We start from the raw sequence: 24,044 nt of genomic DNA on the forward strand, positions 1-24,044 counted from the left end.
ATGGGATGGCATTTAATACTTTGTTACCAAATGGTAATTGAGTGTTTTCACGCCTGCCTGCCGAGAAAAGCCATGTTCAAACGTAGCAAAATTGCCCAGTTAATTAAAAACGCTTTTAAAGTCGAACCGTTAGAGCCGCGCGTCCTGCTATCGGCTGATCCAGTGTTTGGACCGGTTCAGGCCATGATGCAGCGTGACGCGAGTCAGGACCTTCTGCTGGAGGCGCAGGAGGTTCATGTACTCGACTCAGTGTCGGAAAATCGCCGCCTACTTGAGTCGGAGGTCGAGGTCTACGATCGCGACGCACCGGCGGATAGCGAATTCGCTGTCGTAGGTACGCGGGTTGATGTGGCAGACATGACCACGCTAGCGGGCAATGTTAGCGGCGATATCGACGCAAATTCCCTAACGCTTAGCACGTTAACTATTGGTGCCCACGACACCCTGGCAGGCAGTGGTGTGGCACCGTTTGACGTGGTAATTGACGGTGGTATTCATAGCCCCGGCAATTCCCCTGGCGTACAAACACTCGATGGTGACCTTAGCTACTCGGCAGACAGTCAGGTCCTTATTGAACTTGGCGGTACCGGCAGCGAGGCATACGACCAGGTTAACGTAGGGGGTACCGCGAGCTTTGGCGGTACGCTGAACGTTGCACTTTGGGACGATTTTACGCCGACGGCAGGCGATGAATTTATTATCTATACCTTCGCTGAAGCAGAAGGACGCTTCGATAGCGCCAGTGGTTTATTCGATCTTTCGCAAAACCTCTATTTTGATATTGAGCAGACCGACACCGCGCTGACACTGATAACGCGCGAATTACTTCCAGGCATGATTGCCAGCGATCTGGTGGCGGGGGCGAACACTAGCTTTTCGTTATTAGATGAGAGTGCGGATCTCACCGCTGCGGCTGATGATCTCGGTAGCTTTCTCAACCTTGATTACTTCAATTCACTGAATCCAGAGCTGACGTTAGCGGCTCGATTAGACGCCGGTGGGTTAATGCTAGCCGGTGATATATCGCTGAGCTATGCCGAGTCGGATTCACGCTTGTTAATCGGGTTGGACGGTGATTTACGCATTGGCGATGCGCTGACGCTTAGCGGTGAGTTTGGCCTTGAACGCGATGTCACCAACAACCGTGTGTTGCTGGCTGCTAACGACGTCACCGCTGTGCTATCGGCGGGTGATTTCAGTGTGGGCTTAAATAGCGCCCAAATGGGGTTGGTAGCCGGCGCTGATGGTTTGGCGCTTGAGGCGACAGGTAGCTTGTTTGCTGAGCTGGGTAGTCAAGTCTCGCTCTCGGCTTCTGATGCAGTGCTGTATTTCAACGACACCGATCAGAGTTGGAGCAGCCAAACGCTCGCGTTGGGTAGCTTGGGATATACCTTTGGCAAGCTTGAAGCCACTGACCGTCAAGGTGTTAGCGTCAGTAACGCCGAACTCGAAATTCGTGATTTTGTGCAGGCACGTGGCGGCTTATCTATTACACGTGGCGAAGAAACGCTGACATTAGCCAACGGACAGCCCGTCACCGCAGATGTGTTAGCGGTTGGTGGACGTAACCTATCAGGCTTCGTCGGGCTTGACGGCAATAGTGCTGGGCGCACGGGGTTTGCGCTGAGCGATCTTAATCTGGGGCTTGCGCTGCTGAGTGACCAAGCCGACACCGGTTTTACGTGGCTAGCGCTGCAAGGCACGGTCGGTGGTGTGTCATTGGAAGGTCTGCCAAGTGATATCACGATCTCGGCAGAGCAGCTGCGTCTGGAGATTAATACGGCCTCTGAAGGCGCGCAGTTGATTGATTTCAGCGCGACGGCGTTGAGCGTTGCGACCGGGGGCGGCGATATGATAGTACTGAGCTTTGACGCGGCACGCGGTTCGCTGCTGAGCGCCGCCGGTGAACTCACGCTGGAACTGGCGGGATTCTTCTCGTTGGCCGGTAGCTTTGCCTTCGAGCGGTCTAATGCTGAAGTGCGTCTCGCCGATGGCAGCGACCGAGCAGTGAATATGTTAACGCTGGGCGCCGAGCGAGTGTCAGCCTTTGCGGGCGTGAACGGCCAAACACCTGAAGCGTTGGGGTTAGCGCTGAATAACCTGAACTTCGGTCTTGCGTTAATGAGCGATGCAGAGAATGCGTCGCAAAAATGGTTGGCGCTGCAAGGCAATACCACCTCAGTGGGTTTGGTCGGTATAGACGACCTGACACTTGCGGCACAGGATCTAACGCTTGCTATCAACCGCAATGTAAGTGCGCAAGCTGAAACGGTTGCCCAGACAGATCAACTTATTGCTACCGAACTTCAGCTTGATACGTCTGGAACCACGGGTGCCATGACGCTAGCGCTGTTGGGCGAGGCGGCGGTGGTGGGGCTGCTCAAAGGTCGCTCTGACAGCAGTGCACGCCATAAGTTAACGCAATCGCTAGTGACATTGTTAAAGCAAGCAGCACCGCAACACGGTGGCTACAGCGCTGATGATGTTGACGGACATGTCGTGGTTCTAGGCAATGAAGCTGATGGCTTCCGTCTTAACTTCGACGGTGCGTTGGCAGGCATTGATTTTAGCAGCATTAGCGCAAGCGTTGATGAAGGAGAAGCGCCGGTCATCACTGTGATTCAGGCAGGCGAGCGCATTGCTCGCCCTGGGTTAGTTGCTGATCTTGATGCGGACCTGGTGGTGGATTTCGGTGCCAAGGCGCTTTTGGTTGCCACTGGCACCGACAGTGCTCTTAAGCTGGGTATAGACGGCAGCCGCGGCGAAGTGATCGAAGCAGTGGGCGATCTAACCCTCGATGTAGATGGTTTTGTGGGCCTGAGTGGGCGCTTTGGCTTCAGCAGCGAAACCCGCGGTGAAGAACAGTATTTGATAGCAGCCGGCGCCGGGATCGACGCCCGTTTAGCTGCTGGCGATGCCGCCTATGTGGAACTCCTTGATGCCGACTTCGGTTTCTTGAGTAACAGTACCGGCGAGCTGGCATTTGAGTTAAGCAATGGCGCCTTCGCGGCTGCCATTGACGGACTGGGCGGTGTCAGCGCAGACGAAGTCATCATCCAGTACGCCAACGCCACCACCACCGTGGCGGCGGATACGACGCTGGAAGCGCTGGATCTGAGCTACACCTTCAACAATGCCATCGCGGCGGATACGGTGGCGTTCGGGGTGAAAGGTTTCAGTGCCGATGTGGCGGGTTTCGTCAGCCTCAGCGGTGACCTGGGCTTCGCCAAAACCGGAGATGATCTAATTGCCTTGGGCAATAACGTCAGTGCCAGCCTGGTAGCAACAGACTCGGTTTATGCCCGCCTGAGCAGCGCTGATTTCGGTTTGATTGTGGGGGCGGCACGCACCAGCTTTGAACTGACCAATGGTGTCTTCAACGCCAACCTGGATGCATTGGGCGGCGTCAGCGCCGCAGATGTACGGGTGCAGTACACCAATGCCGCCGGAGCGGTAGACGCTGGTGAAACCCTGAATGTTGGCGATATCAATTACACCTTCGCCGATGCCATTGCCGCCGATACGGTGGCGTTCCGGGTCGAAGGGTTTGCCGCCAATGTCGCTGACTTTATCAGCCTCAGTGGTGACGTGGCGTTCAGTCAGGCCGACGGTGACTTGGTTGCGGTCGGTAGTCAGGTGTCAGCCACTCTGGAAGCCGGTGAGGCGGCCTACGTTCGCCTGAGTGACGCCTCCTTTGGTCTGGTGCTCGGCGCTGACGGCAGCACCGCGTTCGAACTCAAAGACGGTAGTTTCGCGGCTGCCATTGATGGCCTGGGCGGCGTCAACGCAGATGAAGTCATCATCCAGTACACCAACGCCACCACCACCGTGGCGGCGGATACCACGCTGGAAGCGCTGGACCTGAGCTACACCTTCAACAACGCCATCGCGGCGGAGACGGTGGCGTTCGGCGTGAAAGGTTTCAGTGCCGATGTGGCGGGTTTTGTTAGCCTCAGCGGTGATCTTGGCTTCGCCAAAGCCGGTGATGACCTGATCGCCGTGGGTAACAACGTCAGTGCCAGCCTGGACGCTGGCCCCGCCTCGGTGTCGCTCAGCAATGCTTCTTTTGGCCTGATTAACAAGGGCACTGGAGGCCTTGTATTCGCACTACAGGAAGGCCAGTTTGCGGCCTCACTTGACCCGCTGGCCAACGTCAGCGCCACAGCGGTCAGCGTTCGCTATGCATCTGGAGCCAGCGCCACCAAGAATGAGACGCTCGCGGTCGGTGACATCAGCTTTACGTTTGCCGACAACGTGGCTGACGGTGATATCGCCATTGCTGCGCAAGGGCTGAGCGCGGTGGTTGCGGGCGTAGTCACCCTTGATGGTGATGGGTCGTTCAGCACCAATTCGCAGGGAGATATTCAGGTCGATTTTGGTGGCAGCCTGGAAATTGATGGGCTCTTTGCCCTTGCTGGTACTTACCAGCTGCTGTTTGACGCCGCCGCCGGTGAAACACGCATTGCCGGTGTGGATATGGGCTTTACCGTAGAGATTGCCGGTACTGAGATGATCAATCTCGCTGACGGCAGTGGCGGTCTTTTGCTTAATAGTGAAGGCGTTGCGGGCACCCTGAGTGGTGATCTTGCCCTGCTGGGCGGTGTGCCCGGGGTAACGCTTGACGCTAATGCCTTCAGCGCCACGTTCAACACCATGCAGCGCAGCGTTAAAGAAACCTTCACGCTGGGCGGTCAGAGCGTAACGCTGGATGCCAAGGCTGGCCCTGGCTACCTGTCGATGAGATCGGAGTTGGCCACGGTCGGCCTGATGGGTATTGACGTCAGCGGCGAAGTCGGCTTTGAAAAATCGACCACCGCCGACGGCGATCAGCTGGTCGCCTATTTTAATGATGCCAGCATTAACGGTTTTGATGGTGCTGGTACCGGTGATGTCAGTCTGGATATTAGCGATGCCCAGGGGGTCTTTGCTCTTCTGCCAGGTGAGAGCATGGTCGGGCGTCTGAGCTTCACCAGCGATCTAGAGCTGCCCGGCGTCGAAGCCGGCGGTGATGCGGTGATCTACTTCAACGACCTTGGGCGCGCGATTACGCTGGAGGGAGACTTCGGCGTTCTGGAGATCGATGCGGCGGGTCAGGATAACGCCACTGTCTGGGTTGAGGTCGCCGTTGAGCTTGAGCTCGACCTGAGTTTCCCCGGGATTGAGCTTTCCGGCGTATTCAGCCTTGCCACGTCGCAATCGGTGGGCGGCTCTACCGTGGTCATCGGCAATCAGGTTAATGGCTTTATTGGTGACAATCTCAGCAGTGGCATTGGTCTTCAGCTCACCAATGGCCAGGGCTTTTTCATTGAACAGGACGGTGCCAAAGCGGGTTATATCACCGGGCGGGTATCGCTTGTTGGTGTGACCGGTGTGACCATGGCTTCTACGCTGACGCTGCGCTACAGCCAATTTACGGGCGCATTCAGCGACACCTTCACCGTGGGTGGTGAAGATATCAGCATCGAGTTTACCAGCCAGGAAGTGCAGCTCGCTGATACGCCGTTTATGCAGGTTAGCGGCGAGGACGTTGACCTGGCCATTGGTGATCTGATCAGCCTGCGCGGAGATTTTGCCTTTGGCCAGCTTGGCAACGAGCTGCTGGCAATCGGGCGTGGCGTGAGCGCAAGCCTTGACGCGGGCCCCGCGGGTGTCAGCGTCGAAGGTGCTGATATCGGTTTGGTGATGGGCCCCGATAGCCTGGGTTTCGAGACCAAAAATGGCGAATTTGCCGCGGCAATTGACAACTTCGCCGGTGTGAGTGCAGATGCCGTTACCTTCCGCTACCGCGAAAACGATCCCGGTATTGCGGCCAATGACGTGATCACTCTGGGTGCGCTCAGCTACACCTTTGAGCAAGCCTTCGGTGTTTCCGACGGCAGCGAGGTTTTCTTCGAAGCCGAGGGCGTCGACGCTGACCTGTTTGGCATAGTCAGCCTGTCTGGCGATATGAGTTTTGGCGTTGCCGATGGTGCGCTGAATGCCAGCGGCACCGATTTCGCGCTGGCGTTTGCCCTGGGCGATACCATTCAGGCCGGTATGCGCAATGCGGACTTTGACCTGAGTTATGGTCAGACGCTGAGCTTCGAAGTCGATGGCACACTCTATCTAAAAGCGTTTGACCTCGTTGATGTTGAGCTGGATGTCTCATTGTCGCAGGAGTTTTTCTCGGTGACTCTGGACGACGGCTCTGAGGCGACCGTGGCGTTGATGACCTTTGCTGAAGAAAATATCGATTTCTTCGCGGGTAACAATGGGATTGGTTTCGGACTTGAGGACGCTGACTTTGGACTGGGTATAGCGGTGCAGGTCACCGACCCGAGTGAGTATTGGGTGAGCGCCAAGGCGTCTGCAACTCAAGCCGGCTTCACGGGTATCGATCTTCTGACCGTCGAGGCCAATGCCGTCGACCTGATCATCAATACCGCCTCGGAAAGCGGGCGCGCGATTGACTATTCTGCCGCGCCACTGACCCTGACCCGCGGGCTTGGCGTCAAGCTTGGCAGCGAAGAAATTGATTCAGGCGATGAAACCAATATCGTCTTTGATATGGCAGGTCTCAAGCAGGGTATCAGCGGTGATCTTTCGCTGAACCTGCTGAATGCAGTGCAGGTGGATGGCCGCTTCACCTTCTCAAATCAGACGCAAAAGATCGCGTTGAACGATGGCACGACCACCACGGTGGATGCACTAACGTTTAGTGCCGAAGGCGCTGATGGCTTCGTGGGTGTGGATTTGGGCGGCGACGACCGCTTCGGTTTTGAGATCGAACAGCTCGATTTTGGCCTGGGCATCCTGACTGACCGCAACAACACCAATCGCCAGTGGACTGTGATGCAGACCGACATCGGCAGGTTGGGTTTTGTCGGACTGCCGGGCGTGGATATCGACGCCTTCGATATCGGCTTTTCCTACCTTCAGAACCCTCTCGATGGACTGGGTATCAACTTTGATCTGACGCCGCTGGATTTTGGTGACCTGGATCTTTCGTTCGATATTGGCATGCCTGACCTTGGGCTGAATATGGACTTGCCCGACTGGAGCCTGCCGGATCTGGCGCTGGAGCTGGGCTTTGACATTGACGTCAGTTGGCCGGATATCAGCTTCCCAGATCTGGCCCTGGCGCTGCCCAATCTGGACCTGCCCGGGCTCACGTTTAACGTGCCTTCTGTGCCCAGCGTTGACTGGCCGGAGCTGTCGCTCGGTGAGTTGTTCCCTGACGTTGACTGGCCCAACCTTGAGCTGCCGGATCTACTGGCCTTACTGGGCGGACTTAACCTGCCTGACTTCGATATCGCGTTTGATTTCGGACAACTGCCGAGCATCGGTAGCTTGCTGCAGTTTAACGGCCTGTTTGATATCGACCTGTTTGGATTGGCACGTTTTGAACAGTTCATGGAAATCGAACTTGAGTTCGAAACGCTGGTACTCAACGATGGCAGCATCGAAGACGTTATGTATTTCACGTTGGGCGCCGCTAATCTGGATATTTTTGCAGGTGTCGGTGATCGCAATGACGGCGGCGCAGGCTTGGCGATCGACGATCTGGATCTGGCCGCAGCGCTGGTGCTGGGGCTAGGGGGCGATGCCTGGGTCAGTGCCAAAGCAAGCACTAATTTCATTGGCCTGATCGGCATGCCGGCATTGACGCTTAAAGCCGATCAGGCCGAGCTGGTGATCAATACCGCCAGCAACGGCCGGGTGATTGATTACAGTGCCAAAGAGCTGTCGATTCCTCTTGGCTTAGGCGGGAATGTGGGTGGTATCGAGGCCAGCACCGGTGGCGAAAGCCATTTGGTGTTGGACATTGACGGTGGCCGCGACGAAATCTTTGCTATTGATCTGGCCGGCGCAACCCTCGCGATCGACAATTTTGTACATCTCAGCGGTGATATCAGCTTTGCCCTGGGCAAAGAAGACAACGTCATTCTGGGCACGGACCTGGCCGATACGGGGCAAAGCTTCGATACCATCGACATCGTTGGCACCGGTATGAATGCCTTTGTCGGTATTGGCGACCCCTATTTCGGCGTGGGTGACCCGGACGGCGCTATTGGTATCTTTGCCAACGGCGTGGACTTCGCGTTCAGCCAATACCGGAACGATGACTACACCCTGAATGCCATGGATCTGCAAATTGACCAGGCCGGTGTAGTAGGGCTTGATCCGGTACTGACAGCGACACTACAGAACGTCCGCGCTGCTATGAACATTGCGGCGAAGGCACCAGAGACCGATGCATTTGCCTGGATTGATTTTCAGCGTACCTATGGCGTTAAAGGGCGAGAAATGCAAACGGCGGGCGGTTCGGTTTTTCTGGATCATGATCAGCGCGTCCAGATTGCCGCCAGCGTACAGCACGCGAAGATATCGGTGGCCGAATTCCTGCACCTTGAAGGCTCCATGGCGTTCAGCAAAGGTGAAACCCGTCAACTGGTGAGGGTAGAGACGGGTATTCTCTCTAACCTTGGCCTGGACGCCATCTACCACGATGTTGAGATTATGACGCTTGGCGCGTCCAACCTGAGTGGTTATGCGGGCATCGGTGATCCCGACTCCGATGATTTTATTGGTCTTGACGTACGGGATGTGGATCTTGGCCTGTCCCTGATGACAGCCACCGGCTTTGCGGGCATCAAAATCGATGGGATCGAGAAATCGTTGCCCAAATATATTTCGGGTAAAGCGAGCGTGGGCTCAGCAGCGCTGCGCGGTATGGAAGAGGTGCTTGATGCCCGTCTTGAGGGCATTGAAGTCAACATTAATACCGGCCTGATCAAGGGGCTTGAAAAAGCGGCCCTTATTTTGCCGATGCCTTACATCGACCTGACCCAGAGCGGCCTGGACCCGTCCGCGCTGTTTGATGAGCTTAAGCTTGATCTGCCGAGCCTGGAGCTTCCGGCGCTACCAGAATTGCCACCTGGCCTGCCGCTGGGTAGCGTCGAGGATATTTTCAAAATCCTCCAGGGTGTCCAGGGCATCCTGGATGGCGATCTCACCAGTGTGTTTAACCAACTGGCGCTGCCAAAAATCGGTCAGCCGGTCTTTGGTGAGCAGGGTCTTCGAGTGGAAACGGGAGACCCGGATAGCCCTGTGTTTCTCGACTTTGACCAGGAAATCATTCAGGCCAAGGTGGAATACTTCGAGGGCCTGTCTGGCTTCCTGCAGGTGAGCGGTTCGGTAGCCTTTACCAAGCTTGGCGGTGAGACGGTCACGCTTTCTAATGGTCAGGAACGCGAGGTTACCTCACTGGCTTTAGGCATGACGAACGTCTTTGGTTTTTATGGGGTTGGCGACTACTGGGGTAACAACAGCGACGGACGCATTGATGGCTCGGTGCGTAACGACATCGCCGTGGGGCTGGCCATTGAAGACCTGACCATGGGGGCCGTCTTGATGTTGGACACGGATCTGTCCAACCCGGCTGCTTATGCCGCAGTGCAGGCGGATCTGGTCTCTGCCAGCCTGGTGGGTATTGATGGCCTGACGCTGGCGGCGCGCAGCCTCACCCTGGATCTGAACCAGGCGATCAGTGGCGGTGATTTCGCTGTCGTCGATTTTAGTCGATCCACTTACGAGACGGCAGACGGCAGCATAGCGGCGGGCTACCGTATCGACACCGGTAACCCCGACGAGCCGGTGGTTCTGATGTTCGATGAACGTCTGGTGCGTGTACAAGGGGAGGCCAACTTCGATCTGTTTGGTCTCGCCACGCTTGACGGTGTCTTTGAGCTTGAACTGACTGACGATGAGCTCACGATTTTTGCCGACGCGTCGGCCGAGGTGGGTGGCTTCCTCTCGGGTAATGCGCAAGCACTGCTGGTGCTGAACAGAGCCGGGTTGGCGGCACGATTTGGACTGACTGAGGTCGATCTTGAACTTGGACCTGTCGATCTGAATGTTGAATCCCTTGAGTTTGTGATGAACACCACCGGCGATGTGGTGACCTATGACGTGCCTGAAGAATTCGAGGCAAGTCGTGGCCTTCCCGATATTTTAGAAATAAGCAATATACCGCCGGGTCAGGAAACACCCAGTGACTTCTTTGTGGCGCTGGCGGGCAATGGCTCGCTGACGTTGCTTGATGCGCTCGCGATGAAGGGCGGTTTCAGCGTACTGGTGGCTAAAGAGCGCACCGAGCTCAACCTGAACATGACTCTGGATCTGCCGGTGCTGGAGCCAGTGTCCGCAACGGGTACCCTTGGGCTGGACACCGGCGTTGATGCCGGTCTGTATGGCAGTCTGCAGGTGGGCACGCCCAGAGATCGCACTCTGATCGAAGTGGCTGGCGTGTTCTCGCTTGAAGCGAACGCGCTGCTGCAGATCAACACAACACGCAGCACCCAGCGGGTCGATATGCTCAAGCTGGACGAGAATGGCAATGTCATTCCCGGCGAAATCGAGCGGGTTGATCTGGGTGCGCAGACGCTGCGTATCTCTGGCGGCGGGGCCATCAGCGTCGGCGTTATCAAGATGGCCGGCGCTGTGGATCTGTTGATCGACAGCAGCGGTCTTCAGGCTGATCTGGACATGACGCTGGATCTCGGGGCTTTCGGTGCCCTGGAGTTTGCTGGTGCGGCGGCGTTTATTAACGATGGTTCGGAAACCATTTTTGCTCTGCGTGCTGAAACCAACGTGTCACTGGGCATCGCATCCATTGGTATAAATGCCGACGCCTTGTTGGAAATTAATACCGGTTCCAGCGATTACACCACGTTGGGTGGCGACGTCATTGCTGGCAACACGCTGTTCAACCTTGAGTTGGACGGCGCCATCAAAATTCTGGCCTTCAATGTCGACTTCGAAGGCGGCATGAGCATCGTCGATGACGTTTTCGAGATTCGCCTTGATCAGGCCAGTATCGACTTCTTCGGCTTTGTTGAGGTGAATGCCAGCGGTTATATGCGCTCGGACGGTGATTTTGAGCTGACCGGCGCGGTGGATATCACCGTTGACATGGCGATTATCGAGCTCAACGCCGGCATGTCGATGACGTTCAGTAACAAGTTGTTTGCTGCCAGTGTCTACGGCTCACTGGATATTAGTCTGGATCTGGGCTTCTTCGAAATCAACGAAACCCTGGCCGGCTTTAGTGGCGAAATCGAACTGACCGAGGCGAGCGCCTCACTTGAAGCGACGGCAACAATCGCCGGTATCAGTGTATCCGGAGGCTATAGCTGGAGTTGGGGTGCGCCGCCGGTGATCACCACGCAGGTAGGCAACACCCTGTATCTTAACGCCGGTGATGTCATCGACCGCTACGGCGATGCCGGCGGCAAACTCTATGGCGATATTCTCCATGAGAGCTACCGCGTTGAAGCTGTGACCAATGACAAAGGTGAAGCTATTGCCGGTGCGGTCAAGGTCAGTGCGCTGGGAGAAACATCCCAGCATAGCGGCGTAAGCAATATCGTGTTTACCGGGGGCAGCGGCAACGACACTCTGTACGTCGGACGCGGCGTTGATGCCACCCTGAATATCGACGGCGGCGCCGGGCGCGACACCTTCATCATCATGGGAGGTGCTTCCGATAGCGTTATTCGCGGAGGCAAAGGCAACGACAGCTTTATCGGCGGTGACGTTTCCGGCATGCGCTTCTTCGGTGAGCAGGGTAACGACGCTTTCCAGGGTGGCCAGGGGGCGGCCATCATCGACATGGGTACCGGGAAGGACAGCATCGTTACCGGTACCGGTAACGACCGGATTACCGTTTCCGGTGCCAGTGAAGTAGAAATTGAAGTGCGTGGCGGCGACAACGCCATTCGCATCGAGAACACCGGCTATGCCGTGCTGGACCTTAAAGCGGGTAATAACGACATCAGCGCTGACTGGGTCGGTGGGATGGAGATCGCCGGTGGCAGCGGCGGTGATACGCTGACCTTCGATACTCTGGCGATGAACAGCGCGCTTAACCTGAGCGATCGCGGCCTGAGCTATGGGGATCGCACGCTGAGTATGGATGACGCTGTGGAAGCGGTGGTCATCAATGAAACGGCCACTGCAGACCTCATACTGACGCAGGCAGATGGCTATTCCTGGGGCTCGGTAGATCTTGAACTGACCACGGCCGGCGCGCTGGATGTGCGCCTGGCTGATCTTGTCGCCGAGCAGGGCCACTTCAACCTGCAAGCGGCCGGTATTCGCGGCACCCTGACCACCCAACTTGATGCCTTGACGCTGGTAAATCTGGGCACCGCCAGTAATCTGGCGGATATCGTCATTCGTGAAAGCGACAGTCTGCGAATTGTTGATGGCGGGCGCGGTAGCAAAGGCGGGCTATATGCCATCGCTGGCTTGATTGATGTTGAGCTAGCGGCACGCGAAAGCCTGCTGAGCCTGCGTTCAGGCGCGATTGAAGCCGCCAGCGGCGGCTCCCTGCGTCTTCTGGCCGATGATATCGACTTCGCTTCCGGTGATAACCAGGTGCGCGGCAGCGGCGAGCTGCGTTTGCGCACCATGGCGCTGACGGGCCAGGGCTACCGTATTGGCTCGGCGGGACAGTCGACCTACGGCAACGACTACTCAATCAATGGCGCAACCGGCTTTATGGAGCTGGGGATGCGCGATCTTTCGGCGCTGCAAACGGGCTTCTCGCAAATCACCATCGGCCATGAGGGCGATAACGTCGACATGTACGTCGGTGATGTCGAGGATCGCACCCAGGCCGGTGGGTTTACCTTTAACGCCAAACTGATGGATGCGACCACGCTACAGGCAGACAGCATCCAGATTGTGGGTGACGTCCAGGCAGCGCAGACCTTGCGTGTTCAAGGCCGTGTAATGGAAGTGTTACGCAACAATGTCCACGACGGTCTGGGGCAGCCGGATGCCGGCCTTTATGCCCGTGATACGGAGATCGCGTTGAGTGAACAGCTGGTCGTCACCGGCTGGATCAAGGGCGATGACAGTGTTTCGATCGATGTTCAGGGCTCAACTGGAACCGATGCCTTGGTGACCTATGGCAGCGAGCCTAACTCGATCACCGCTGATACCGGTAGCACCATTCAGACGTTCAACGACAACAGCGTCATCACGCTGAACAGCTCAGCGTCAATCATCAGTGCTACCGGCATTTTCGTCGGCGGTGACGGCTCACGTATCGAGACGGACGCCGGCACCGGCTTGCTGCTGCTCGAAGGCGGTACGTTAAGCGCCCAAGGTGACGATACCTCAATGACGCTGCGCTCCACCGATTACCTGCATGTCAATTCTGGTGCAGCGATCCTGGTTGGGGCGGCTTTCCGCTATGAAGGTGATACGCCGGTTGCCTACAAGACCGGCGAGCGCACCGAACTGACCATCGACACCGCAGGCGAACTGCGCCTGTCCGGGTCGGTGACCACCGGCGGTGGCATGACGCTGAACTACGGCGAAACGGTCAGCGACTATGCCGAATACTTTGACACCCTGCCTGGCAAAACACTGACACAAACCCAGAATCAAGCGCGCATCGCAACCTTGCTGAGTGCGCTTGGTAACGGCGTAGTGAGTGATGAGCTACGCCAGCTTTTGACTGAAGGTGAGCTGAGCCTGGCCGGTAACGCCAGCCTGGTGTCGATTGATAACTTCACGCCTTTTGCAGCCCTGGCCGATGAGGCCAAAGTCGCGATTGCTGAATCGCTTGGCTATGTCGCCCACCCCGACGGCGGCTTTTACACTGCTGAAACACAGCAGTTTTTCACTGCCATTGAGGTGGGTGACAACAGCACTGCCGCCAATGATGCACGCGCCGCAGCGCTGGGTTATACCAAGCTTGAGGGTACTCACTACTTTAACGCCCGCAGCGGCGAAGTGTTTGAAACCCTGGTGCAGGGGCCTTCCGCCGATTACAGCAATGCTCAGATTGACTGGGCCGCCTTCGATGTAGCTGCGCCAGCAAGCAACGCCAGCTTTGACGCCCTGACGACAGCCCAGCAGGAAGCTGTGGCGCGCAGTCTGGGTTACAGCGTTGAACCGCAGTTCGAGTTCAGTCGCAAGCAGCCGACGGGTGAGCCAGACGACAACCGCAGCACCTTCGGTATCTACTTTTACGACCCCGATGCCAACTGGGGTGACAATGACCCGGGTGCAGAGGCGCTGCTTTCTGAGCTGAATATTGATCAGAAGATTGCAGCAGCCAAATATCTGGGTCAGTTCCCGGAATTCGACAGCCGCGAAATTGACTGGGGTATTCTCGAAACGCCTGACGCAACGACAGCGTTTAGCAGCCTGACGACCGCTCAGAAAACCCGCGTGGCCGATTCACTGGGCTACGCCACCACCATCAGCGGCTACTACTTCACCAATCTCTCAGCGACACCGGACAAGCGCATTGTGCGCACCTTCGAACAGGGCGTGGTGACTGACTACGAGAACAAGGATATCTTCTGGGGCAGCGCTGGCGCGCCGGATGCCAATGCTAGCTTTGCAAGCCTGACCACTGACCAGCAACAGGTGGTGGCTGCCAGCCTCGGCCTTGACGTCGTTACCGGGGTTAGCTACTTCAATCCTAATGCACTGGTCGGCGAGCAGATGGTTAATGGCTTCCTGATCGGTAATCGGGTGGATTACGACCTGCTGGACTGGGGCGGCCCGGGCGAGCCGGAGGATGCCTCGGCAAGCTTTGAATCACTCAGCTTTGAGCAGCGTCTTCGGGTGGCCGAAAGCGCCGGTTTCAGCCTGTTCGAGCAGCAGGTTTATCTCAGTGACGTGAACAATCCGGACACGGGTAGGCCAACCATCGTTACCCAGGCGACGATAGGCGGTGAGTTCACCGTTGACGACATTGACTGGGGAATCGACCTGAAGGCGCCAGCGGCCGATACGTCCTGGCAGGAGTTGACGTCCGCCCAGCAGGATCGAGTGCTGGAAGAAATCGGCTTTTACCGCTTCAACGGCCAGCTGTGGCAAAACGATGCCAACGGTGAGCTGCGCCTGACGCTGATCAGTGAAAGCGATTCAGAGACAAGCTACGACTACCGCAACAGCGATATTGCATGGACCCGGATTCCCAAGCCGGCCAGCGATGCGCTCTTTGATAGCGAGCTCAGCGATGCCGAACTTGACGCTCGGGGCCAGAGCAAGCTCACCAGCTTCCAGCAGTTCAAAGTGCTGGAAGCGCTGGGGCTTGAGCGCTATCAGCAGATGGTCTATCACACCGCGACCCCGGATGCCGCGAATAACCTGAATGCGCTGATGACCACCTTTACCGAGGGTGTGCATTATCGCAATGACGCCATCGCCGAGCAGGTGGATGAGGTCAGCCAGAACCGCTGGCTGCTGCAAGATAATGACAGCCGTTACCTGGTTTATGCCCTGGATGAAGATAACGACGGCGTGGTGGATGCGATTCAGATTCAGCAGCCCCACGAACTCACCGGGCAGCGCGGCTACGGCTTCTTGCTCGACGGTACCCTTACCACGCTTGACGATGGTGAAGGCATTACCATTGCGGGCGATAACGATAGCCCGATTATCGTACGCGGCAATATTGAGTTGCTGGGCGATAACGCCGATCTCACCTTTGATACCCAAGGCTTTATCTACTGGGAAGGCTTTGCCAACGTTACCGGCGATATCAGCTTCAGCGCCGCTGGCGCGAGCAACAGCGACGACGCCCGCCTTAACGGGGCCAGCATCTATGTTGCCGACACCGCGCGCCTGAACACCCTTGGCGCTGCCACGACCATTGACCTGAGCGGCGCTCAGGACTTAATCCTTAACGGCGATGTGGTTGCCGGCGGAGAGATTGGTGAAAACGGCGTTACCTGGGTGGGTCAGGGCGACGCCACGGTCAATCTGAGTGCCGGCCAGCGAATTCTGATCGATACCGCAGTCTCTGCCTCCAAAGCGGTGAACGTTGTAACCACTGGCACGCCGGGCGCCGACGACGACGGTGTTTCGGTCACGGTCACTACCGCGGGTGGGCTAAGCGCGGCCGGTCAAACCTCGGACGGCAGCGGTGGGCGAGTCAGCATTGATGCCCTGGGTCATATTCAAGCGGCCGGCACCCTGCTGGCCGGCGGCGTCATGCGCCAGACATTTGACGAAGACGGTAACCTGACCGCCCAGGAGACACTGTGGTCTGAGGAAGACTCGACGCTGTCACTCAAGGCCGGTGGCCAGCTGTGGCTGGGGGCGATGACCCTTGCCACCGATGGCGAGCTTGTCGAGATCGGCGGTACCTTCCGTGCCAACCAGCAGATCACGTTGGAAGGCGGCAGCGGCCGTGTTCGTGAAGGTTCCAGCGACGGCATCGGCGTGCGGATGCCCGGTGGGGCACGCGTTGCCACCGCCAATGCTGACGGTGAGATCCGCATTCTGTCGGCGGACGATGCCGAACTGCTGGGCCTGATGGTCGCCGGTGGCGAGGTTCGTGATCATTTCGATGAGCGTGGCTTTAGTCTCGGCACCACGCGCGAATACGGCAACGGCGCGTCCCAAATTACGATCGAAGCCACCACAGGACAAATCCGTCTTGGTCGCGACCTCTACGCCGGTAGCCTGCTCGACGTTCGGGGGGGGCTTGGTTCGGTTGATCCAACGCAAGACTACGCGGACCAGGGCATCGTCGTTTTTGGCTCCAGCAGCCTGCGCACCGGGCTTGCCAATGCGGCCATCAACCTGAGTTCGGCAGGTAACCTGCATGTGCTGGCCACACCCTGGTCACGCGAGCTTCAGGCCGCCGGCTTCATTGAATTTGCCCAAGGTGATATCAGTGCCGATATCACGCTCGACGTAACACTGGATCTGGGCACCCATAAAGTGCGTGGCGAAGTGACCGTCGCCAAAAACGACACCCTGGATAATACCAACACCAGTGCCCTGGCGGCAGATTTGCGCGCGGCACTCTACGCTACTGACTTCACTGTGGTTGAGACCAGTGGGTCGGGGCCTGCCCTAAACACTACCCAGCGCATCACCGATCAACAGCTTGCCGTGCGCCTGGAAGACAGCCGCCTGAAGCTGACCAGCTTCTATGACTTCAGTTTGCTCACCGCCAACGCTGTGGGCGCCGAGCGTCTTGGGTTCACCCAGCTGGCAAACGGCGATGTGGCGGCCAATAACCATTATGCGCTGGATGCCAGCCAGTCAGGCTCGGTGATCAATCTCGGCAAAGCCGGTGCGGCGGGTGGCAAGGTCACCATCGACAACCATATCGTGGGCCACGACGGCATCAACTTCCTGGCGGGCGCCAGCGGTGAAGGTTTGCAGCTAGGAACGACCGGCACCTTTGAAACGCGCGCCGGCAATATCGAACTGAACCCGGTGGGTGATTCAGTGATCGAGGGCAGCTTCATTGCTGCCGGGCGTAATGCGGATATCCTGATTGACGCCAGCCGCTCTATCGAAATTCGCGGTGATCTGACCGCCACACGCAATATTATCGTTACTGCTGGCCAGGGGCGTGAAGAGGGCGTGACCAGTATTTACACCCACGCCAGCGCTGAGTTCCAGTCCTCTGGAAGCAGCGGCAAGATCCGCTTTATTGGCCTTAATGATGTCACTCTGAATTCATTGATTGGCCAGAACAACCCGGGTCTCACCGAGGTGAGTGCTATCGCTGAGCTGGGCACCCTAACGCTGGCGAAAGAAGCAGGTAATATCACCACCGCCGGACAGCTTATTCTCAAGGGCGACAACGTCATTATCGAAGGCGTGCTGAGCAGCACGCGCGCCACCCCTTCAACGCTGGATAACGAAGTACTTATTCAGGCCAATCAGGATATTACTCTGAACGGCGACTTAAGCCTGGCTGGTTCGTTGCGTGTTCAGGCTGGCGATGATCTACGTATCTTCAACACCACCATTGCCAATTTGGGCGATGGCCAGCGTGCCCGCTACATTGCCGGTGGCGAGTTGCTGGTGGGTAACGCTGACCCGCAGGCCGGTGATACGGCCTCTTACGCGGCTGTGCTACAGGCCGCCAGCCTGCTTGAACTGAGCGCTGGCGAGCGCCTGGTGCTGGGCGCTGATGCCCAGCTCTACAGCGCTGCCGATAACAGCCGTATCAGCCTTAACGGAGCTCGCATTGAACTGGCCGGTGAAGCCCGTGCCGGCACGACGCTTGACGAGGACCAGAACCGCACCGTCACCGGCGATAATGCCATCCTAGATATTCGCAGTGATCGCCAGATCCATCTGGGCGGCGACCGTTTGAATGACACCCAGCAGCTTGTCGCTGCCGGGGCCACCCTGCGCGCAAGCGGTGAGATCAGGCTGCGCGCCGGCGCTGATGCCAGCGGCATTGGCATCAGTATGAACCGCACCAGTAGCGTGATGGCCGATGACCGCGTGCAACTGAGCGCTACCGGCCAGCTGCAGCTTAATGGCGTAATTCGTGCCGAGGCGGCCGGGGCCAGCGCCTTGTTGACTTCCGATTCCCTGATCAGTATCGATAACCTGATTCACGCCAACGCTGAGCTGACCCTGCAGGGCGGCACTCACAGCAGTAACCAAGGCGTGTGGGTCAAGAACGTGGTTCTTGATGGTGAAACCCTGGTTTCGGGTGGCGTGCTGGACGTCGCCGCCGATGGCGTGATCCGTATTAATGCCAATGACGGCTTGCTGCTGGAAGGCATGCTGGGCCAGCTGGACGACGACATGGCACCGCTTGCGGGCAGCCTAGACGCGCGCAGTAGCGGCGGCAACCTAACCCTGACCGGTAGCATTAACGTACGCGATGACATTGTGCTGGTGGCCAATCAGGTCAATATTCTGGCGGGTGGTTACGCCTACGCAACCGCTACCGGTGCCGAGATATTCCTAAAAGGGCGCGACAGCCTGACCCTGGCCGCTGCCAATGCACCTGATCCACAGGCGATTCTCAAGGCTGACCGCCTGGTGCACCTGGCGGCACCGATGGTCAGCGTTGCAGGCTTGATTGAGGTGACCGATGCCGCCGGGCTGGTGCTGGTCAACGCCGATGACCAGTTGTTGGTGACCGGACGCATCGCCTCTGCCGGCGATGTACGCCTGCAATCGGGTGTTGATATGCAACTCGACCGGGCAACTCTGGAGACCCCGCTGGCTGTCAGTACCCTGGGTAACGGCGCTTTGCAGGTAACCAATGCTGGCGTCATCAATGCCGGGGGCGACATTGATATGCGCACCGGCGGCGATATTATGCTGCAGGCAGCAGCGAAAGCCGGCGCTGAGCAAACCTTTATGCGCCCGGTGGTGCAGGTGATCTCCGAGGATATTGAGGTCGTGATCGGCACGCGGCAGGTGGCTGTTGGCACCATCCAGGTGCCCGTGATCAGTTGGATCGACACCACCATTGTTGAGGAGGTAGACCAGAAACTGGTCAAGGTAGGCAATGAGTTCATCGCCATGGACGTCACCCTAACCCAGACCGGCTACTACAATCCCAAGGCGCCGACAGGCGAAAAATTCCGCGAAACCTTCATTGAAGGCATCGACTACAACAACAGCGAGATCGACTGGAGCGACGCTGGCACCGAGGCGCTGCCCAGCCGCTCTGCCACAGCGCCAACCGGTCTTCAGTATTTCCAGACGGGTTACCGCGGTTTTACCCAGCTCAATGATGCCCAGCGCCAGGCGGTGCTTAACCATCTGGGCTATATGCCGGTGTTTGACCTCAGCTACAGCAGCACTGACGGCACATCGAACAAGGTTACGCTCAACACCACGCGCAACGGTGTCACCAGCTCGAGTGAGGTGACCCCCGACTGGGCGGGTAATGCGGAAAAGGTCTACTACATTGATGTGGCCGGATGGCGTGATAAATATGTTGTTATGCCGGAGGGCGCTAATGCTGACATTGGCAATATTATTTCACAGGGCACCGCGCGCTATCTGGACAATGACACCACGCGGGATGGCCAGTCCAACGGTGACTGGGTCGTCAATGCTGGCGGTGCCAGCGGCGAATATGTAGGGCGCTATCAGGATGACGCCGGCGTTGACTATCGCCAGCTAACGTCTGACTACTATTTCCCGAACGATGGCTATCCGGGCAATCGGAACGAGCCGCATAATCCGGTAGAAGACGGCGAAGCCAACTGGCAAGTGACTTACCGGGAAAACAGCGGCAACCGCACTTTCGACATTCAGTCGCGCAGCGACGACAGTATCAAGCTGCGCAATCCTGACTGGGTGTGGCAATCCGGGCCGGGCTATACCAACGTCGATTCCTCCAATATCACCTTAACTGGTGAGCAAAATACTGCTCTAACCACTTATCAGAACGGCCGTTATACCGACCATATCACCGCCTTTCAGAATTACATTACGGCGCTTGCTACAGATACCAGCAGCCTATCGCAAACGGCCCTGAGCGAGCGCGCTGGGGAATTTGGCTTCAGATTCAACTACTGGAATGACTGGACCCGGATCAGCAGTGTGCGCGTTGATAACGACGACGGCTCGACCTGGGGACCATACGACGACGAAGATGAGGTGCCGAATTTTCAAAATGTAAGGGATTGGAATGGCGAAAGCGCCGCGGCCGACCGCTGGTATTGGAACTTAACCACGATGGTAGGTGGTGGCCATGACCGTGAGTGGGGCAATACCGGTGACTACGGGCCCAATATCAATCAAAATTTATACAATCAGTATGCGAACTACAATCATCAGATCAAACTTGGTATCAGATATGATGGCAGCGGAGGCGGTGATCGTATTTTCGCTTACTTTGATGTTCGCTCCAGGGGTACCGATATCACGAGCGAGACCTATCAGGATTACGCCTACGACTGGACGTCACAATGGCATGATGTCTTTGATAAGCGCACCCAGCTGAGCTACGAGGTCAAGTACCAGGCTGAAGATATCAACAATTTCCGTCCGGTGTACGAGACCATTAACCTACCGGTGATGGTAACCACCTTCGAAAACCGCACCGATTGGCAGACCCAGGAGCTGACCGGCACCGAAACCATTACCCGTGCCGAGATCACCGAGCAGACGGTCAACGGCATTGGCGCGGCCTTTGGTGAAACTACGCTTCTGGGCCATAACATTAATCTGCAGGCTGGCGGTCGGGCGACCCTAAGCGTACAGGCCAGCGCCGTTAATGACTTTAATGTGACCAGCGGCAAGACATTGCAGGTGCGCGGCCTTAGCGTTGCTGGCGCAGATTTTGCTGCCCCAGCCGAGCTCTCGGCCGGTAACACCCTGGCACTTAACAGTCGGGCTGCAATGACGCTGACAGCTGCGTCACGGCTGAGCGCCGCTGACATTTCGCTTGACGCCACCGGGGCGCTGTCTGCTCAGGGCGTGGTTGGCACCGACGCCAACACCGATCAGGGCGTTACCAATACTCAAACGCTGTCGCTCTCTGCTGGCGCTGACCTGAGCATCAGCGGCATCTTATTGGCTGACAATGCCATGACGCTGAAAGCCGGCGAGGGCATTGGCCGCGACGGCGGTATTACGCTGGCCAGCACGGCACAGCTGACGACCACGGCTGCGGGTAGCGGTATCACCATGACAACCGGTGAATTTGGCGGCAGCCTGTCCTTGGGCAGCGCCCTGGTGCAGGCGCAGGGCGCTAACAGCACAGTCACCTTAACAGTGGTCGATGGCGCCATTAATCAAACTGGCGGCTTAGTCAGTGCGCATCGCCTGACTGCCACAGCTGACAATCGCCTGAGCATGGTTGGCAAAAACGCGGATGATACCCGTGTCGCCGTTACCCAGTTTGCTGAAGTGGATCTGACCCTTGAGCGTGCCGGTGAGCTAACGCTCTTCAATCGTGGTGCGTTGACCCTGGTTGATGTGGAAGTGGCAGACGGTGCCATCGATATCACCAATATCGGTGATATCCATGTGACCCGCGCCGTCGCGCTTGGCAATTCCGACCGCAACGATATTCACCTGACCACCTACCGAAGCGGCGCGATTACCAGCGCCGATATCAGTGTCGAAACATTGACCACGGCGGGGCGTGGCGATGTCACTATCAACGCGCAAGGTACCGTAACCCGGGCCAACGAAACCGCTGCTGATCTGGTCGCAGACGTACTGATCATCGATGCCATGGCACCGATCACCCTGAATACCCAGGTCAATGAGGCGCGCATCACCACCACGCGTGCTGGCCATGTGACCCTGGCACAGTCAGATCGCCGCCTGACACTGAGCGCCACCGAGGTGCTCGACGGTAGCCTGCTGGTTCAAGCCCAGGGCGACGTGGTATTGGATAACGTCACTCTGGCATCCAACAGAACGGTCAATACCCTGACCGTTAACGCCACCGGCGATATTGCCCTGGGCCGCGTTGTGGCGGGCGTTCTGCTTGCCGATGGCGATGCCTTGCCGGTGAGTGAAGATGCTGACGGAAACGCCGTTACCGACGTGACCTCCGCGATTACAGTCACACTGACCGCTGGCGGGCAGATTCGTGAGAGCGTCACTGACGATGCAGTCGATCTGATCGCTGGTACGCTGGTGGCGCGTGCCACCAGCGGTATTATCGACCTTGACGTTGCGCTGAACCAGCTTGATGCCGTTACCACTGCGGGCGATATCCGCGTACAAGACCGCGATGGCAGCCGTGAAGCCAGCCAGGGCCTGCGGATCTTGCAGGCCGTTACGGCACAAAACAGCGACAGCCGCGTCGTGATTGAGGCGGTCAACAACATCATTACCGCCGCTGCCACCCAGATCACAGGCGATTATGTTCGCCTAGTCAGCCAACAGGGTGATATTCAGGTAGTAACACCGACGGACTTCGATGCAAACGATAACAGCGGTGACAGCATCGACTACACCCAGGGCATCGGTTTCAGCGCTGTGGCTGGCAGTCTGGAGCTTTATCGCTTCTTTACCGCCGACAAATCCATGGAATACCGAGCCGGTGAGCGCTATTTGTTTGGTAGCGGGGATGCACAAAGCTCACGCCTGCCGGGGGATATGACCTCAGACGAGATCATCATCCAGACCGGTGGCACCCTGTCGATTGATGGCACCCTGACAGTGCGCGATCGTCTGGAACTGATTTCCGGTGCGAACATCAGTGTGGCCGGTGACATCGTTGCTCGCGACGGCAACGCTGACATTGGCGAAGTGGTGATGCGTGCCAGCGGTGAAAATGACGTAGTTTCTTTCACCGACGTCAATGAAAGCGGAAGCACGGCCGGTACGTCGCAAGGGTCGGGCTTTATCAATATCGTCACGGACTCGCTGAAGGCGACCAACTTTGATCTGCGTGCTGCGCGCGATATCGAAGTGATTCTGGAGGATGACTGGGCCCTGACGGGCTTTATCGGCGGTCTGGAAGGCTTCGAGAGCGCTCAGAATATCCGCCTGCAAATCGGCGGCAACCTGAGTGTGACGGGCGGCATTATTGGCGCTAAAACGCTGATTGACGTGCAGGCCAACAGCATCAGCGCCGATGGCGCCTCAGTCTTTATTGCCGATGATTTTCAGGTACGCACGTCCAATGCCATTCAGGTCAACACGCTGGTCAATAGCATCAGCGCTGAATCGACGTTGGAGGGTGCGATCGAGATCAATGAAGCCACTGACCTGACTGCCACGCGCATTCGCGCAGCTAACGGATCAATCGATGTGTCCACCGGGGGCGATCTGCGCGCCCGTGAGATTACCAATACCGCTGCCGGCGATAATATTCTGTTGAACGCTGGTGGTAACCTTTACCTCGATCGCGTTGAAACGGCGACCAGCCAGGGCACCGAAAAAACCTCTGGCAGTATCAAGGTGGATGCCAAACAGCAGATTTTGGAACTGCAAACGATTGATGGCGTGTATGACAATACGTCAGCGGATTTGTTTGCCTTTAACGTCTCCCTGCGCCAGGGCGACGGTTCGCCGCAGTTCACGGTGCTGCAATCGGCCAGTGATGTGGGCGTGGATGGTCGTATTGAAGTGCGTACCACCCAGACCGGCAACGGCGGCGTTGCCACCGGCGCCACCGAACAGACCGCAGCCGGCCTATTCAGCGATTTGGGTGCAGTGGCCTCGGCAGATACCACTACGATTCAACCTGCTGGTGTGAATGCTGCCCAGAGCGAGCAGCTTAACCTGGCGCTGAGTTACACCCCCATGCCCACCACGCGTCTATCGTTTGACATCGATGG

The 24,044-nt window shown here is 57.5% G+C and carries 1 protein-coding gene (running past one end of the window); it reads left to right on the plus strand.

Annotated features, from left to right (window positions below; genetic code table 11):
• Positions 1-72: 72 nt before the first annotated feature.
• The coding region annotated (locus ELY33_RS07330) for an LEPR-XLL domain-containing protein (RefSeq protein WP_167470056.1) crosses the window boundary (this coding region is incomplete at its 3' end): on the plus strand, positions 73-24,044 show 23,972 of its 33,333 nt. Its footprint extends 9,361 nt past the window's final position.

Source organism: Vreelandella andesensis (assembly GCF_003989795.1).
GTDB classification, from domain to species: domain Bacteria; phylum Pseudomonadota; class Gammaproteobacteria; order Pseudomonadales; family Halomonadaceae; genus Vreelandella; species Vreelandella andesensis.